Genomic DNA, 15,444 nt, shown 5'->3' with positions numbered 1-15,444 from the left:
TAACAAAGCCTATAATTTTTCCGCGTGCTTTATTGATCTGAGATCGATCAATCTCAGATCAAACAAAAACACCACCGCAAGGGTGGTGTTTGAGAACATGATTAATCAGTAACAACTATTGACGACGCATCGCATCGAAAAACTCATCATTAGTTTTGGTCATCGCCAATTTATCAATCAGGAATTCCATTGCATCACTTTCGCCCATTGGGTGAACGATTTTACGCAGGATCCACATTTTTTGTAGCTCATCCGTTTTGGTGAGCAGCTCTTCACGACGGGTACCTGAACGGTTAAAGTCGATAGCTGGGAATACGCGTTTTTCGGCAATCTTACGGTTCAGGTGCAATTCCATGTTACCGGTACCCTTGAACTCTTCGTAAATGACCTCATCCATCTTCGAACCAGTATCAACCAACGCTGTTGCGATGATGGTCAAGCTACCACCTTCTTCAACATTACGTGCCGCACCGAAGAAACGCTTCGGACGATGTAATGCGTTGGCATCCACACCACCGGTTAATACTTTACCGGATGCTGGTACGACCGTGTTGTAAGCACGCGCTAAACGAGTAATCGAATCAAGTAAGATCACCACATCTTTTTTGTGCTCAACCAGACGTTTAGCTTTTTCAATCACCATTTCTGCCACTTGTACATGGCGCGATGCTGGCTCATCAAAGGTTGAAGCAACCACTTCGCCTTTGACCAAGCGCTGCATCTCGGTTACTTCTTCAGGACGCTCATCAATCAGCAGCACCATCAACACACACTCAGGGTGATTGTTAGCAATGCTTTGCGCAATGTTTTGTAGCAACATGGTCTTACCCGCTTTTGGCGGAGCAACAATCAAACCACGCTGACCTTTACCGATTGGTGCTGCAAGGTCGAGAACACGCGCAGTGATATCTTCTGTTGAACCGTTACCACGCTCCATCACCATACGTTCATTGGCATGCAGAGGAGTTAAGTTTTCAAACAGGATTTTATTGCGTGCGTTATCTGGGCGATCATCATTGACCGTGTTGACTTTGAGCAACGCAAAGTAGCGCTCACCTTCTTTAGGTGGGCGAATTTTTCCGGCAATCGAATCGCCAGTACGTAAATTGAAGCGACGAATTTGGCTAGGTGACACATAGATGTCGTCAGGACCAGCCAGATATGAACTGTCTGCACTACGTAAGAAACCAAAACCGTCTTGAAGAATTTCCAGAACCCCATCGCCAAAAATGTCTTCACCACTTTTTGCGTGTGCTTTGAGAATTGCGAAAATAATATCTTGTTTGCGTAGGCGTGCCAGGTTTTCAAGGCCCAGACTTTCGCCCAGCTTAACCAGATCAGACACAGGGGTGTTCTTCAGTTCTGTTAGATTCATTGTGGTGGATACTTATTTAGTCAAAAAGGATTGTTGTTAAATTAAGATAGACATGGCCTTAGGATTGACCAAGAAGTGAACAACTGTTTAATTAACGTGCGATAAACTAGCACTAAATATTAGCCTAGTCTAGAAATTGTTTTTTGCCAAAAACAAAACCGTACATAGCAATATGTACGGTTTGGCGGTTTGACTGATTACAGGTTCGCGTCAAGGAACTCTTTCAGTTGAGTCTTGGATAGCGCACCCACTTTGGTGGCTACCACACTGCCATCTTTAAACAGTAACAAGGTTGGAATGCCGCGGATACCAAACTTCGGTGGCGTCCCAGCGTTATGGTCAATATTCAGTTTGCCGATAGTGAGTTTGCCTGCGTATTCATCTGCAACTTCATCTAGGATAGGCGCAATCATTTTACAAGGACCACACCACTCCGCCCAGAAGTCGACTAGAACCGGGCCTGCAGCTTTGATTACATCGTTCTCGAAACCGTCATCGGTTAGCTGCAAAATTTTGTCACTCATCTTTCACTCCAATGTAATTTTCTGCACTGGTGATAACTCAACCAGTAAATAGATGCTCTATTGGAATGTATTTACTTCCGTATTGCAAGCGTAAGCTGATATTCTATAGCGATGAAAAAGACGCATATCACAGAGCATAAGTTCGCCGACTTTGGTTTACAACCACAAGTCATTGATGGACTGGAAAAAAAAGGGTTTGTTTACTGCACCCCTATCCAAGCATTGGCGTTGCCGGTACTGCTCTCCGGCCAAGACATCGCAGGCCAGGCCCAAACTGGGACTGGTAAAACGCTCGCGTTTCTCACTGCTACCTTCAACCATTTATTAACCACACCAGCAGCTGAAGGTCGAGCGGAAAATCAACCGCGTGCGATTATTATGGCTCCCACTCGCGAGCTGGCGATCCAAATCTTTAATGATGCGGAGCCACTATTGGCAAGTACTGGTCTAAAAGCCGCACTGGCTTATGGTGGCGAAAGCTATGATAAGCAGTTAACTAAGCTGCAAAGTGGCGTGGATATTCTGATCGGCACCACCGGACGGATCATCGATTTCTACAAACAGCGCGTGTTTAACCTCAACCACATTCAAGCGGTTGTACTTGATGAAGCCGATCGCATGTTTGATCTGGGCTTTATTAAAGACATTCGCTTTTTGTTCCGCCGCATGCCTGAGCCAAAAGATCGTCTCAATATGCTGTTCTCTGCGACACTCTCTTATCGTGTACAAGAATTGGCGTTTGAGCATATGAACAATCCTGAGCATGTGGTGGTCGAGCCAGAACAAAAAACGGGTCATCGCATTCAAGAAGAGCTGTTCTATCCATCGAACGATCATAAAATGGCGCTGCTACAAACGCTGATCGAAGAAGAATGGCCAGATCGCGCGATTATCTTCGCCAATACTAAACATCGCTGTGAGCAAATTTGGGCGCATTTAGCGGCAGATAGCCATCGTGTTGGCCTTCTGACTGGTGATGTCCCTCAGAAAAAGCGTGAACGTATTTTAGAGCAATTCACCCAAGGTGAAGTGGATATTCTAGTCGCCACCGACGTCGCGGCGCGTGGTTTGCATATTCCGCAAGTTACCCACGTATTTAACTACGATTTACCGGATGATTGTGAAGACTACGTTCACCGCATTGGTCGTACTGGGCGTGCTGGCGAAAGCGGTCACTCAATCAGCTTTGCTTGTGAAGAGTACGCGATTAACTTGACTGAAATTGAGAGCTATATTGAACACTCAATTCCAGTATCAGATTACGATCCAAGCGCGCTATTAACTGATTTACCTGCGCCACTAAGCCTGCGTTCATCGCCACAACAGCGACGCAACAACACAGCAGGCTCACGCAACAATAACGGCAATCGTAAACCGCAGCAACGCCGCCCACGCGCGCCTCGTCCGAAAAAGGACGCGTGATGTCGCTATGAGCCAAGTCGTTTCTTCACCGCTGTATGCTGCGATTGATCTAGGTTCCAACAGCTTTCATATGTTGGTCGTGCGTCATATCGATGGCAGCGTACAGACGATGGCCAAAATCAAACGCAAAGTACGTCTAGCCGCAGGTTTAGATGAACATAACGTCTTGAGCTTAGAAGCAATGCAAAGAGGTTGGGATTGTCTCAGCCTCTTCGCTGAACGACTGCAAGATATTCCCAGCAATAATATCCGCATTGTCGGCACCGCAACACTGCGCACCGCCTGCAACGCAGCGGATTTTCTCACCACCGCTAACCAAATTTTAGGTCATCCTATCGAAATCATTTCTGGTGAAACTGAAGCAGCAACCATCTACAAAGGGGTGGCGCATACCTCTGGTGGCTTAGGCTGTCGCCTAGTGGTGGATATTGGTGGCGCGAGTACGGAGTTGATCATCGGTGAAGATTTTGATGCCAAAGCACTGACCAGCTTAAAAATGGGCTGTGTCACTTGGTTAGAACGTCATTTTAAAGATCGTCAACTCACCACCAGCAACTTTGAGCACGCAATTAGTGCCGCCAAACAGATGCTTGAGCCGATCCTCGCACACTATACTCAGCTCGGATGGAATGTGTGTGTAGGTGCAAGTGGCACCGTACAGGCATTGCAAGAGATCATGCTAGCGCAAGGCATGGATGAAGTGATCACGCTTGCCAAACTCAAGCGGTTACAAAAACAAGCCATGCAAGCCAATCATCTGGAAGAACTGGATATCGAAGGCTTAACCCTTGAACGTGCGCTGGTCTTTCCAAGCGGTTTATCAATCCTGATCGCGATCTTTGAATCGCTCAATATTGAAGCAATGACTCTGGCTGGCGGCGCACTACGCGAAGGCTTAGTCTATGAAATGGTGCAGAGTTTACGTCAAAATGATATTCGAGCGCGTACTGTACACAGTTTGCAAACCCGCTATCAAATTGACCGTGCTTATGGTCAGCAAGTCGCCACACTCGCGAGCAAACTGCTTGCCCAATGTGGCGGTGCTTGCTGGGTCAGCGAACCACAAGCCGAGATGTTACTGCGCACAGCGGCACAGCTGCATGAAATTGGTCTCACCATCGATTTTAAAAAAGGCGGTGAACACAGCGCTTATCTACTGCAGCATCTGGATCTTCCTGGCTACACTCGCGCACAAAAGCACTATTTAGCCGAAGTAGTACGCCGCTATCGTGAGTCACTAACGCTATTGCCTGAGCAATATGCACTCTCTGCCATCAGCGCTAAGCGTATTCTGCGTCTGCTGCGCCTTGCGGTCTTACTCAGTCATCGTCGCAATGCCTCACTAGAGCCGGACATCAAACTCAGCGCCCAAGACGATAACTTGACGTTGAGGATTGATGGCTGCTGGCTAGCCAAAAACCCTCTCACGCGTACCGAACTCGAGCTTGAGGCAAATCGCCAAACCGATACTGGCTGGCCACTCTCGATAGAGTGCTGGTAATTAATCACCAACCATTTTAAAGCGACGTTTCAGGCTGTGCATGCACCGTGTCGCCTTCTGACGCTGCCGATGTCGGGTTATCAATCGGCAGCAATAATGCTAAAGCCCCCATTGCCGCCATCACCCAAAACACGGCAGCCCCCCAATGCTCATAACCCCAGCCACTCAACGCTGTCATCCCTGCAATCACCGCGCCAAGTGGGATTGCGTTATACAACGCTTGCAAAGCCACCATCTTATTTTGTGCCACTTGCTGGATATATTGAATCGCCGCAATATGCGCAATCGCAAAAGTCACGCCATGCAATAATTGAATGGCGACTAAAGCCACAATCATCGTGGTCGAAGCGGTCAGCCCCCAACGAGCCATGACCCCAAAGGCAGCCACAATAAATAGCGAGCGCAGACTCCATCCCGCAAACCAGCGCTTACTAAACGCAAACACCAGTACTTCCGAGACCACTCCTAGACTCCACAAATAACCAATAATATCTTCCGAGTGGCCAGCCTGCTTCCAATAGATCGAACCAAGACTGTAATACGCGGCGTGACTACCTTGAAGCAGTGCGATCAACAACAGAAACTTAACAATTGGCCATTCGGTCAGCAATTGGGTCAACTTAGGGCGCTGCATATCATCTTGCTGTTCGGTCACTGGCATCGGCGTGGTCTTACGAAAACCAAGCAACAACGAGGCCGCCATACCAACCAAAGCCGTATACAAAATCATATGACTTCCCCATTGGGCGACCAAAAAACCGACCACAGTAGATCCGGCAATAAACGCCACTGATCCCCACAGGCGAGTGCGCCCATAATCCAGCATTTTTAGCTTAGAGTAGTAGTTCGCCAAAGCATCTGAAAGTGGCAAAATCGGCCCACAGCATAGGTTAAATAACACCGTAGCCAGCGCCATTAACCAAAAACTTCCACCGGTAAAAAAATGCAAGCCAACAAATAACAAGCCAGCAAAACTCAGCCAACGTAAGGCTGGCATCAACTGCTCAACGCGATGCAGACGTGGGGTCAACAATAAATTGGCGGCACAGCGAGTGGCAAAGCCGATCCCCACCAACATACCAATATCGGTTGCCGAAACACCTTGTTCCGCAAACCAAAGTGACCAAAATGGCAAATAAACGCCATAAGCAAAGAAAAAACCGATGAAATACTGCGAAATCCAGCCATAAGGAGAGGGGGTTAACATGATCATTCCTAATCAAAAGGGAGAGAAAACGCGCACATTATGCATGGCGATGAGTTGATCAAAAAGGGAAGATTCGCAGACTGCAGATTTCCTAGTTCTCACCCACAGCACCTAATTTTGTTAACTCGACGGCACAATCAAACGGTAAAACTAGGTGATTAGACCAGTAAATTGCTGCCATTTGTTATGAATTGGCTATAATCGTGGGCAATTTACTAAAATCTGCGAACTTTTGACAAAAACTTTATGTCGAATAAGTCAATTTATGGGAAACTGCTTATTCACCACACAATAAAGGAAGATGGCTACACAATGACTGCAAACTCTCGCATTCTTGTTCTAAATGGACCAAACCTCAATTTATTAGGTTTGCGTGAGCCTGCCCATTACGGCTCGCAAAGCTTAGAGCAGATCGTCGCCCAATTGCGCGATCAAGCGCAAAATGCTGGCATTGAGTTACAACATCTGCAATCGAACCGCGAATATGAGCTGATTGAAGCGATTCACCAAGCCTACGGCAAGGTGGATTTTATCATCATCAATCCCGCGGCTTTCACCCATACCAGTGTTGCGCTACGCGATGCACTACTTGGGGTGGCAATTCCGTTTATTGAAGTACATTTATCGAATGTTCATGCTCGCGAACCATTCCGCCATCACTCCTACTTGTCAGATAAAGCACAAGGGGTGATTTGTGGTTTAGGTGCGCAAGGTTACCAATTTGCTCTGTCTGCCGCGATCCACGCATTGCAGACTCAGTAAACAAGAAACTCTACAGCCCTGCGGGGCTGTCTTACTCACAAGATGAAAGAGAAAGAAATAATGGATATCCGCAAAATCAAAAAGCTTATCGAGTTGGTTGAAGAGTCTGGCATCGCAGAACTGGAAATTTCTGAAGGTGAAGAGTCAGTACGCATCAGTCGTTACGGTGCGCCAGCTCCAACCGCTCAAGTGCACTATGCCGCAGCACCTGCACCCGTTGCCGCGCCAGCGCCTGTAGCTCAAGCAGCGGCGGTAACCGAAGCACCGGCAACCAAAGCACCAGCTGGTCATCAAGTCCTTTCTCCTATGGTGGGGACTTTCTACCGTTCACCAAGTCCAGAAGCCAAATCCTTCATCGAAGTAGGTCAAACAGTTTCAGCCGGCGATCCACTGTGTATTGTTGAAGCGATGAAAATGATGAACCAGATCGAAGCGGACAAATCCGGCGTAGTAACAGCGATTCTAGTCGAAGATGGTCAACCAGTAGAATTCGATCAACCGCTCGTTGTTATCGAATAGTCGAGGCCACTTCTATGTTAGATAAAGTAGTCATCGCAAACCGAGGCGAAATTGCCCTACGTATTCTGCGCGCATGTAAAGAATTGGGCATCAAAACTGTTGCCGTCCACTCAACCGCAGACCGTGACTTAAAACACGTCCTGCTGGCGGATGAGTCGATCTGTATCGGTCCCGCGAAAAGTATCGACAGTTACCTGAATATTCCACGCATTATCTCGGCGGCGGAAGTGACGGGCGCTGTCGCGATCCACCCAGGTTACGGCTTTTTGTCAGAAAATGCCGATTTTGCAGAGCAAGTCGAGCGTAGCGGCTTCATCTTTGTCGGTCCGAAAGCGGAAACCATCCGCTTGATGGGTGACAAAGTGTCGGCCATCACCGCAATGAAAAAAGCCGGTGTCCCTTGTGTACCGGGTTCAGACGGCCCACTCGATAACGACGAAGCGAAAAATAAAGCCCACGCCAAACGCATCGGCTACCCCGTGATTATCAAAGCCTCCGGCGGCGGCGGCGGTCGTGGTATGCGCGTGGTACGTAACGAAGCTGAATTGACTAAATCGATCCAGATGACGCGTGCTGAAGCCAAAGCAGCCTTTAACAACGACATGGTGTACATGGAGAAATTCCTGGAAAACCCACGTCACGTAGAAGTGCAAGTGATCGCAGATGGTCAAGGTAACGCAATCCATCTTGGTGAGCGTGACTGCTCTATGCAACGTCGCCACCAAAAAGTGGTCGAAGAAGCGCCAGCACCGGGTATCACCGAAGAGATGCGTAAGTTCATCGGTGAGCGTTGTACTCGTGCTTGTATCGAAATCGGCTATCGCGGAGCTGGTACCTTTGAATTCCTGTACGAAAACGGCGAATTCTACTTCATTGAGATGAACACCCGTATTCAGGTTGAACATCCCGTGACGGAAATGATCACTGGCGTCGATCTGATCAAAGAGCAGCTGCGTATTGCGGCTGGCCAGCCATTGTCGTTCACCCAAGACGATATCAAAATCCGTGGCCATGCCATCGAGTGCCGGATCAACGCGGAAGATCCTGAACGTTTCCTACCTTGCCCGGGCAAGATTGAGCGTTTCCATGCCGCTGGCGGCATGGGCGTACGTTGGGAATCGCATATTTACTCTGGCTACACCGTACCGGCGCACTACGATTCAATGATCGGCAAACTCATCACTTACGGTGAAAACCGTGATGTCGCGATTGCGCGCATGCGTAACGCACTCAATGAAATGATTGTGGAGGGGATCAAAACCAATATCCCACTGCAACAAGTGATCATGCAAGATGAAAACTTCCAACATGGTGGTACTAACATCCACTATCTGGAGAAAAAACTCGGCATCAAATAAGCCGCAGTTTTTATTGTCATCGCGCATCGCCAAATGAATGAGACCCAAACTACTTGGAGTTGCAGGTCGACGGCAAGTGAGTGAATCCCCATAGCATAGGCAGACTATGTGATTGGGGTGAACGAACCTAGCCAACACCGCTGCAGCTTCAAGCAGTGGATAAAGCCCACTTCGGTGGGCTTTTTGTTTTATCTCTGACCACTTTCTGGCCTGAACATCAGTGGCAAATCTGCTACACTCTGCGCCAATCTAAACCCGATGAGATCTTAAGCCATGCCTTGGATTCAAATTAAACTCAATGCGACCAACGACAACGCCGAAGCGATTGGCGATATGCTGATGGAACAAACCGGTGCCGTGTCAGTCACTTTCCTCGATGCCAAAGATACGCCGGTCTTTGAACCGTTACCAGGCGAAACCCGCCTATGGGGCGATACCGATGTGGTCGCTCTGTATGAAGCGGATATGGATACCTCGCTGATCCTTGAACAAATCAAAACCAGCAACATGCTGGCGCAAGATTTTGCTTACAAAGTCGAACAAGTGGAAGACAAGGACTGGGAACGCGAGTGGATGGACAACTTCCATCCAATGCAATTTGGCCGTCGCCTTTGGATCTGTCCAAGCTGGCGTGAAGTGCCCGATCCTCAAGCGGTCAACGTGATGCTTGATCCTGGCTTAGCGTTTGGTACTGGCACCCACCCTACCACCGCATTGTGCTTAGAGTGGCTGGATCATCTCGATCTGAGTGGCAAAACCGTGATCGACTTTGGTTGTGGCTCCGGCATCCTCGCGATTGCTGCGATCAAACTTGGCGCAGCAAAAGTGATCGGGATTGATATCGATCCACAAGCCTTACTGGCTTCGAAAGATAACGCCGCGCGTAATGGCGTCGAAGATCAAATCGAAGTTTACCTACCAAAAGACCAACCAGAAGGCTTAATGGCCGATGTGGTAGTGGCTAACATTTTGGCCGGCCCACTGCGTGAGCTTTCCCCGATTATCAAAGGACTACTCAAACCCGGCGGCCAACTGGCGATGTCCGGTATCTTAGATACCCAAGCCGAAAGCGTAGCAGAATTCTATCGCGCTGATGTCGCACTTGACCCGATCGCCGAAAAAAGCGAATGGTGCCGTATTTCTGGTCGCAAGCTAGGCTAGACAAGACTTTGTAGTCTAATTGACTGATAAATCGGCTATTTAGCAAAACAAATCGCCAATGCTCAAATATTAGTCTTTTCAGATATCAAAAAAATGCGTAAAATGCGCGCCCTTGCTAGTACGAAGCTGTGAAGACGTTTTGAAAATCGGAAACTATCAACTTAAGAACAATCTGATCGTCGCCCCAATGGCGGGTGTCACCGACAGACCATTTCGAGAGCTGTGTTTACGTTACGGAGCAGGAATGGCGGTCAGCGAAATGATGTCCTCTAATCCTGCACTGTGGAAAACGGCCAAATCGCAAAACCGCATGGTACACCAAGGCGAATCGGGCATTCGCTCAGTACAAATTGCTGGCTGCGATCCACAGCTGATGGCTGATGCTGCACAGTTCAGCGTTGAAAACGGTGCGCAAATCATCGATATCAACATGGGCTGCCCAGCCAAAAAAGTAAATAAAAAACTCGCGGGGTCTGCACTGCTACGCTATCCGGATGTGATTGAAAATATCCTGAAAACAGTAGTCAATGCGGTGAATGTTCCTGTAACACTCAAAACCCGCACTGGTTGGGATACAGACAACAAGAACTGTCTCTCAATCGCTCAATTAGCCGAAGACTGCGGCATCCAAGCACTGGCGCTCCATGGGCGAACTCGTGCCTGCATGTACAAAGGTGAGGCGGAATACGACAGCATTAAAGCGGTCAAAGCGGCGGTGAGCATTCCGGTTATCGCGAACGGTGATATCGATAGCCCGGAAAAAGCTCGCTATGTACTGGAGTACACCGGTGCCGACGCTTTAATGATTGGCCGTCCAGCCCAAGGACGACCATGGATTTTTCAGGAAATCCAACACTATTTGGAACACGGCACCACAATGCCAGAGCTTCCGTTAACGGAAGTGAAAGACATCATGCTTGGTCATGTCAACGCACTCCATCAATTTTATGGAGCGTATTTAGGCCCACGGATTGCACGCAAACACGTGAGCTGGTACCTGCAACAGCATGAACAAGCGAGTGCGTTTCGCCGTACCTTCAATGCCATTGAGACTGCAGAGCAGCAACTTGATGTGCTCGAAGGGTATTTTGATAACGTTGCATCATAATTAAGAGAAGAGCTAGACCGAATATGTTCGAACAAAATCTGACTTCAGAAGCTTTAACCGTTACTACCGTGACTTCACAAGACCAAATCACGCAAAAGCCACTGCGCGACTCTGTTAAAGCGTCTCTTAAAAACTACTTGGCACAACTGAATGGTCAAGAAGTGACTGAACTGTATGAATTAGTTCTAGCTGAAGTTGAGCAACCACTTCTGGACACCATCATGCAATACACGCGCGGCAACCAAACTCGCGCAGCAACCATGATGGGTATCAACCGCGGTACTCTTCGTAAGAAACTGAAAAAATACGGCATGAACTAATTTACATTAGTTAACGCCTTATTTTATAAACCGCTTCAATTGATTTGAGGCGGTTTTTTTATATCCAAGCAGCCTTGCTGAGCAGAGGCTGACGCGCTGAGTGATTTACACTCCGACTCCAATATTGCTGACTGCTTCTTCGCGCAGCTCTTTGCGCAGATCTTTAATCAGCTCAATATCGCGCTCGACCGCTTCACGGAGCGGACGGAAAATCGCCCACTGGACATCCCACTCGGCACAGACCGCTTGGTTATCTTTCTGGTTGTGGTTGGTGATCGCTTCTCCGGTTTGCGCTTCTTCAAGCTGAGCTACGGTTTGTACCGAAATCTGACTCACTTTAAGCATCGATTGCGCCAAATCATCACGATCAAGCAAGCCGTGCAGCAAAGTGGCCAACCCTTCACAGGCGTCAATTGCCGGATACACCGCATATAGATCAAACGCATCCGAGGTCGGGATCAGCTCTTCAAGCTTCTCAAGCTGATGCTCAAAGTTAACTTTGGCATTTTTTACCGTCATCAACTCCCATACACTGTCGAGAATGTCACGATAAATACGTGCCTCAGCAAACTGTGTGTGCTGACAGAACATCGCGAAATTAGGATACATACGTTCACACAAACAGGCCATAAAGGTAATCTGTTGCCAAGGTTCAAACTTCTCAAGACGAAGTTGTAAAGGATTTTGTAACATAGTCACTTCAAATCGTTGCGGAAAAAGACAGCGGAAGTGTACTGGATAACCATAAGGGAAAAAAGACGCGCCTATGAACAATTTCCACTATCTCTACATTCTTACCGAACATGATCAACACTACCGCGAGCTACTCAAGCAACGCCAACTGCCTGAGCTCAGGTTGACCGATGATCGAACTCAAGCCACAATTTTACTCGCCGCGCCACCGCTCGCAGCACGCTGCCTTGATGATTTCCCGCGCTTGCAATGGCTGCAATCGGCCTATGCCGGCGTCGATACATTAATCAAACCGCAGCTGCGACAAGACTATCAACTGACCAATATCAAAGGCATCTTTGGCCAGTTAATCGCAGAGTATGTAATAGGTTACGCTCTGCAGCAGCAACGGGATTTTGCCATCTACCATCGCCAACAGTTACAACGATGCTGGCAGCCGCACCCTTACGCATCACTGGCCAATCAAACCATGGTGATCCTTGGTACTGGCTCAATTGGTAGCCATTTAGCCAAAGTGGCCAAACTGTTTGGGCTGCGCGTAATTGGTGTCAACCGCACTGGTGTGCCTAGCTGCGAAGGCGATTTCGATGTCACTTACCCAATCAGCGAACTGTCATTGGCACTCGCGCGCGCCGATTTGCTGGTCAATACCTTACCCAATACGTTGGCAACGGCCGGATTGCTCAATCACGCCAGCTTACGCCACTGTCATCAGGCACTGCTGTTTAACGTCGGACGAGGAGCGACCTTAGTTGAGCAGGATCTGCCCGCCTTGTTGGCGGCAGGACACATCCGCCACGCCTTTTTAGATGTTTTTGAGCACGAGCCTCTCGCCACTGAACACCCCTTTTGGCAGCATCCCGCCATCACGGTGACACCGCACATTGCGGCAGTCAGTTTTCCTGAGCAAGTGATCGATATCTTTGCTGATAATTATCAGCGCTGGCGAGAGCAGCGCCCACTACGCAACACGATTGATTTTGCCAAAGGCTATTAAAACTCTCTCGCGGGCTTAGCGTGGCAAGCGATCTGCGCTTAAGATACTATGAGCGGCAGATTGATTAAGGAGTAAGCCATGCTTGACACATTGACCCTATGGTTACAGCAGTACGATATTGAGCTTGAACGCGTGATCCAACTGGCTGAAGCGCTAGGATTGATCGCTGCGATTTCGATTGCCATCCACTTGGTGTTACATCGCGGGGTGCTGCTGTGGCTCAAACGCTATGCTCACCATGAGCAGAGCGTTTGGCGCCATGCGTTATTTAAAGAGCACCTGTTTAGCCGTTTTGCGCTACTGATCCAAGGCATCGTCATCGCCGTCCAAACCGAGTTGTGGCTGCGCCCGGATACTTTGACTTACGATGTGCTGCACACCGTCACCTCGTTATGGATTGTGGCATTTGGCATGTTGGCAATGTATTCCTTGCTCAATGTGCTGGAGATCCTGATCAGCCGCACCCAAGTGGGAAAAAATCTGCCCACCCGCGGTATTTTACAAAGTATCAAACTGATCGTGTTTATTATCGCTGCGCTGTTTTTTACTTCTATTTTGATTGGTAAATCTCCAGTGATCCTGCTCAGCGGCTTAGGCGCAATGACTGCGGTAGTCATGTTGGTGTTTAAAGATCCGATCTTGGGATTGGTGGCCGGCGTACAGCTTTCGGCTAATAGAATGCTCTCGGTCGGTGATTGGTTAGAAATGCCCAAATACGGCGCTGATGGTGCAGTGATTGATATCAGCCTGACCACAGTCAAAGTACAAAACTGGGATAAAACCATTACCACCATTCCAAGCTACGCATTGATTTCCGATTCGTTTAAAAACTGGAAAGGCATGCAAGAATCCGGTGGTCGACGCATCAAACGCAGTATGTTGATCGATGCCACCAGCGTGCATTTTTTGCAGGAAGAGGAGAAACAGGCGCTGAAAAAAGCCCAACTGCTCGAACCTTACTTGAGCGAAAAAGAGCAAGAGATCAGCCACTACAATCAGCAAAAACCGTGGGATTTAGCCTGTCGGATCAATGGCCGACGTCTGACCAACATCGGCAGTTTTCGCGCTTATCTAGAACGCTATCTGCGCAATCATCCATATATTCATCAAGATATGACGTTGATGGTACGTCAATTAGCCCCCACTCATGATGGTATTTCACTGGAAGTGTACTGTTTTACCAACACCACGGTTTGGGTGGAATATGAGCGTATTCAGTCCGATATTTTTGATCATATTTTTGCCGTGCTGCCTGAATTTGGCCTCTGCGTATCACAAGCACCAACCGGCAATGATTTTCGGGCGCTGAGAAATTAATCCCCCATAGTAGGGGGCACGAAAGCGAAGCCAACTCAACGTGGCGGTTGTGCAACTTTAGGCACTTGGTCATAATGTTACTCATAACATTTTATAAAATACTCAAGCACCTATGACAAAAAAACAGCGGGCAACCTTGCAAGATGTGGCCGATCAAGTTGGCGTAACCAAAATGACCGTGTCGCGCTATCTGCGTAATCCAGACTCGGTTGCCGCTGCCACGCGAGAGAAAATTGCGCTGGCGGTGGAAGCCCTAGGTTATATAGAAAACCGTGCCCCCGCCATGCTCTCGAAAGCATCGAGCAACACGATTGGAATCTTGCTGCCTTCGCTGTCCAACCAAATTTTTGCCTCTTTTGTGCAAGGGATTGAAGCGGTCACCAAAGCCCATGGCTATGAGACCCTACTCGCCCACTTTGGCTATGATGAGCAAGAAGAAGAGCGCAAAGTAGCGTTTTTACTTGCCTATCAGGTTGATGGGCTGATCTTGACCGAAAGCCATCACACCCCACGCACGTTACAGATGATCGCCAACTCGGGCTTACCGGTGGTAGAAACCATGGAGCTGCCAAGTCAGCCGATTGATATGGCGGTCGGTATGGATCACGTGGAAGCCTCCTATCAGGCAGTGAAAAAAATCATCGCTACCGGTAAACGCTCGATTGCTTATTTCGGAGCACGGCTTGATACCCGTACCAAGCTACGTATGCAGGGCTATGATCGTGCGATGCAAGAAGCGGGCTTGAGCATTAAACACGTCCTGACTGGCTCGCATTCCAGTTTCTCACTCGCGGCACAGTTACTTGATGAGGCTTTAGCTCGTTATCCTGATCTGGATGGAGTTTTTTGCACCAACGATGATATCGCAATTGGTACTTTACTGGTCGCCCAGCAACGTGGGATTTGCGTTCCGCAGCAACTGGCGGTCGTGGGTTACAATGCGCTAGATATCGGCCGAGCCATCAGCCCCAAGCTAATCAGTGTGGATACGCCACGCTATGCGATTGGCGAGAAAAGTGCCGAGCTGCTAATTGCCGCGCTTAAAGGCCAACGCCAAGCCAATAAAGTGGTGGATATGGGCTATCGTTTTACACAAGGTGGCAGTGTGTAACGCCTAGCGTTCAGTGATCCGATATTCAGTGTTCAGACGTTAAATGATGAAGAGAGATCAAAAAAGGCG

General features: G+C 48.6%; 15 protein-coding genes. 11 read left to right on the top strand and 4 right to left on the bottom strand.

Features of this window, described 5'->3' with window-relative positions:
• Positions 1–115: 115 nt before the first annotated feature.
• Positions 116–1,375 (bottom strand): transcription termination factor Rho, encoded by a 1,260-nt coding sequence (gene rho, locus OOK74_RS00945; protein ID WP_274723118.1) that lies wholly within the window; start codon positions 1,373–1,375, stop codon positions 116–118.
• A 197-nt stretch (positions 1,376–1,572) separates the two neighbouring features.
• Entirely contained in the window at positions 1,573–1,899 is a 327-nt protein-coding gene (trxA, locus tag OOK74_RS00940; RefSeq protein WP_001280783.1) for a thioredoxin TrxA, read from the bottom strand.
• Between the two features lie 111 nt (positions 1,900–2,010).
• Between trxA and rhlB the strand changes: the two genes are divergently transcribed.
• Together rhlB and gppA are read left to right on the top strand one after the other, a co-directional pair.
• Positions 2,011–3,321: an ATP-dependent RNA helicase RhlB gene (gene rhlB, locus OOK74_RS00935; RefSeq protein ID WP_277207876.1), complete on the top strand. Its 1,311-nt coding sequence runs from the start codon at positions 2,011–2,013 to the stop codon at positions 3,319–3,321.
• 7 nt (positions 3,322–3,328) lie between these two features.
• Positions 3,329–4,822, top strand: coding sequence for a guanosine-5'-triphosphate,3'-diphosphate diphosphatase (gene gppA / locus OOK74_RS00930; protein ID WP_278182944.1), 1,494 nt, complete (start codon positions 3,329–3,331; stop codon positions 4,820–4,822).
• A gap of 16 nt (positions 4,823–4,838) precedes the next feature.
• Here the strand turns inward: gppA and OOK74_RS00925 are convergent, their stop codons facing one another.
• A complete protein-coding gene (locus OOK74_RS00925) occupies positions 4,839–6,029 on the bottom strand; it encodes a 3-phenylpropionate MFS transporter (RefSeq protein ID WP_278182943.1) in 1,191 nt (396 codons plus the stop codon).
• A 312-nt stretch (positions 6,030–6,341) separates the two neighbouring features.
• Between OOK74_RS00925 and aroQ the strand changes: the two genes are divergently transcribed.
• From aroQ to fis, 6 genes are all read left to right on the top strand, one after another.
• A complete protein-coding gene (gene aroQ / locus OOK74_RS00920) occupies positions 6,342–6,791 on the top strand; it encodes a type II 3-dehydroquinate dehydratase (protein ID WP_274723153.1) in 450 nt (149 codons plus the stop codon).
• 60 nt (positions 6,792–6,851) lie between these two features.
• A complete protein-coding gene (gene accB / locus OOK74_RS00915) occupies positions 6,852–7,310 on the top strand; it encodes an acetyl-CoA carboxylase biotin carboxyl carrier protein (RefSeq protein ID WP_278182942.1) in 459 nt (152 codons plus the stop codon).
• 14 nt (positions 7,311–7,324) lie between these two features.
• The gene (accC, locus tag OOK74_RS00910) at positions 7,325–8,668 is read left to right on the top strand and encodes an acetyl-CoA carboxylase biotin carboxylase subunit (protein WP_277207884.1); all 1,344 of its coding nucleotides are present in this window, start codon (positions 7,325–7,327) and stop codon (positions 8,666–8,668) included.
• A 273-nt stretch (positions 8,669–8,941) separates the two neighbouring features.
• Positions 8,942–9,829, top strand: a complete 888-nt coding sequence (gene prmA / locus OOK74_RS00905) for a 50S ribosomal protein L11 methyltransferase (RefSeq protein WP_278182941.1) — start codon at positions 8,942–8,944, stop codon at positions 9,827–9,829.
• Positions 9,830–9,968: 139 nt separating this feature from the next.
• On the top strand, positions 9,969–10,937 hold the full coding sequence (gene dusB, locus OOK74_RS00900; RefSeq protein ID WP_278182940.1) for a tRNA dihydrouridine synthase DusB: 969 nt from the start codon (positions 9,969–9,971) through the stop codon (positions 10,935–10,937).
• A 23-nt stretch (positions 10,938–10,960) separates the two neighbouring features.
• Positions 10,961–11,257, top strand: a complete 297-nt coding sequence (gene fis / locus OOK74_RS00895) for a DNA-binding transcriptional regulator Fis (RefSeq protein ID WP_000462885.1) — start codon at positions 10,961–10,963, stop codon at positions 11,255–11,257.
• Between the two features lie 105 nt (positions 11,258–11,362).
• Here fis and OOK74_RS00890 read toward each other — a convergent pair whose 3' ends face one another.
• A complete protein-coding gene (locus OOK74_RS00890; protein WP_274723241.1) occupies positions 11,363–11,950 on the bottom strand; it encodes a YjaG family protein in 588 nt (195 codons plus the stop codon).
• Between the two features lie 73 nt (positions 11,951–12,023).
• Here OOK74_RS00890 and OOK74_RS00885 point away from each other — a divergent pair, with 73 nt between their 5' ends.
• The 3 genes from OOK74_RS00885 to OOK74_RS00875 all read left to right on the top strand — a co-directional run bounded on the left by OOK74_RS00885 (position 12,024) and on the right by OOK74_RS00875 (position 15,375).
• The gene (locus OOK74_RS00885; protein WP_278182939.1) at positions 12,024–12,947 is read left to right on the top strand and encodes a D-2-hydroxyacid dehydrogenase; all 924 of its coding nucleotides are present in this window, start codon (positions 12,024–12,026) and stop codon (positions 12,945–12,947) included.
• Between the two features lie 78 nt (positions 12,948–13,025).
• A complete protein-coding gene (locus OOK74_RS00880; protein WP_278182938.1) occupies positions 13,026–14,264 on the top strand; it encodes a mechanosensitive ion channel family protein in 1,239 nt (412 codons plus the stop codon).
• A 112-nt stretch (positions 14,265–14,376) separates the two neighbouring features.
• On the top strand, positions 14,377–15,375 hold the full coding sequence (locus tag OOK74_RS00875; protein ID WP_278182937.1) for a substrate-binding domain-containing protein: 999 nt from the start codon (positions 14,377–14,379) through the stop codon (positions 15,373–15,375).
• Positions 15,376–15,444 lie beyond the last annotated feature (69 nt).

The organism is Vibrio misgurnus, assembly GCF_029635775.1.
GTDB classification, from domain to species: domain Bacteria; phylum Pseudomonadota; class Gammaproteobacteria; order Enterobacterales; family Vibrionaceae; genus Vibrio; species Vibrio chanodichtyis.
Note: the sequence above shows the minus strand (reverse complement) of the source record. Positions and strands in the feature narration are given on the sequence as shown.

Bases quoted from the DNA above. Each gene is read 5' to 3' on its own strand.
- rho (WP_274723118.1), bottom strand. From the start codon at position 1,375: ATGAATCTAACAGAACTGAAGAACACCCCTGTGTCTGATCTGGTTAAG.
- OOK74_RS00890 (WP_274723241.1), bottom strand. From the start codon at position 11,950: ATGTTACAAAATCCTTTACAACTTCGTCTTGAGAAGTTTGAACCTTGG.
- OOK74_RS00925 (WP_278182943.1), bottom strand. From the start codon at position 6,029: ATGTTAACCCCCTCTCCTTATGGCTGGATTTCGCAGTATTTCATCGGT.
- rhlB (WP_277207876.1), top strand. From the start codon at position 2,011: ATGAAAAAGACGCATATCACAGAGCATAAGTTCGCCGACTTTGGTTTA.
- OOK74_RS00875 (WP_278182937.1), top strand. From the start codon at position 14,377: ATGACAAAAAAACAGCGGGCAACCTTGCAAGATGTGGCCGATCAAGTT.
- accC (WP_277207884.1), top strand. From the start codon at position 7,325: ATGTTAGATAAAGTAGTCATCGCAAACCGAGGCGAAATTGCCCTACGT.
- accB (WP_278182942.1), top strand. From the start codon at position 6,852: ATGGATATCCGCAAAATCAAAAAGCTTATCGAGTTGGTTGAAGAGTCT.
- aroQ (WP_274723153.1), top strand. From the start codon at position 6,342: ATGACTGCAAACTCTCGCATTCTTGTTCTAAATGGACCAAACCTCAAT.
- fis (WP_000462885.1), top strand. From the start codon at position 10,961: ATGTTCGAACAAAATCTGACTTCAGAAGCTTTAACCGTTACTACCGTG.
- prmA (WP_278182941.1), top strand. From the start codon at position 8,942: ATGCCTTGGATTCAAATTAAACTCAATGCGACCAACGACAACGCCGAA.
- gppA (WP_278182944.1), top strand. From the start codon at position 3,329: ATGAGCCAAGTCGTTTCTTCACCGCTGTATGCTGCGATTGATCTAGGT.
- trxA (WP_001280783.1), bottom strand. From the start codon at position 1,899: ATGAGTGACAAAATTTTGCAGCTAACCGATGACGGTTTCGAGAACGAT.
- OOK74_RS00880 (WP_278182938.1), top strand. From the start codon at position 13,026: ATGCTTGACACATTGACCCTATGGTTACAGCAGTACGATATTGAGCTT.
- OOK74_RS00885 (WP_278182939.1), top strand. From the start codon at position 12,024: ATGAACAATTTCCACTATCTCTACATTCTTACCGAACATGATCAACAC.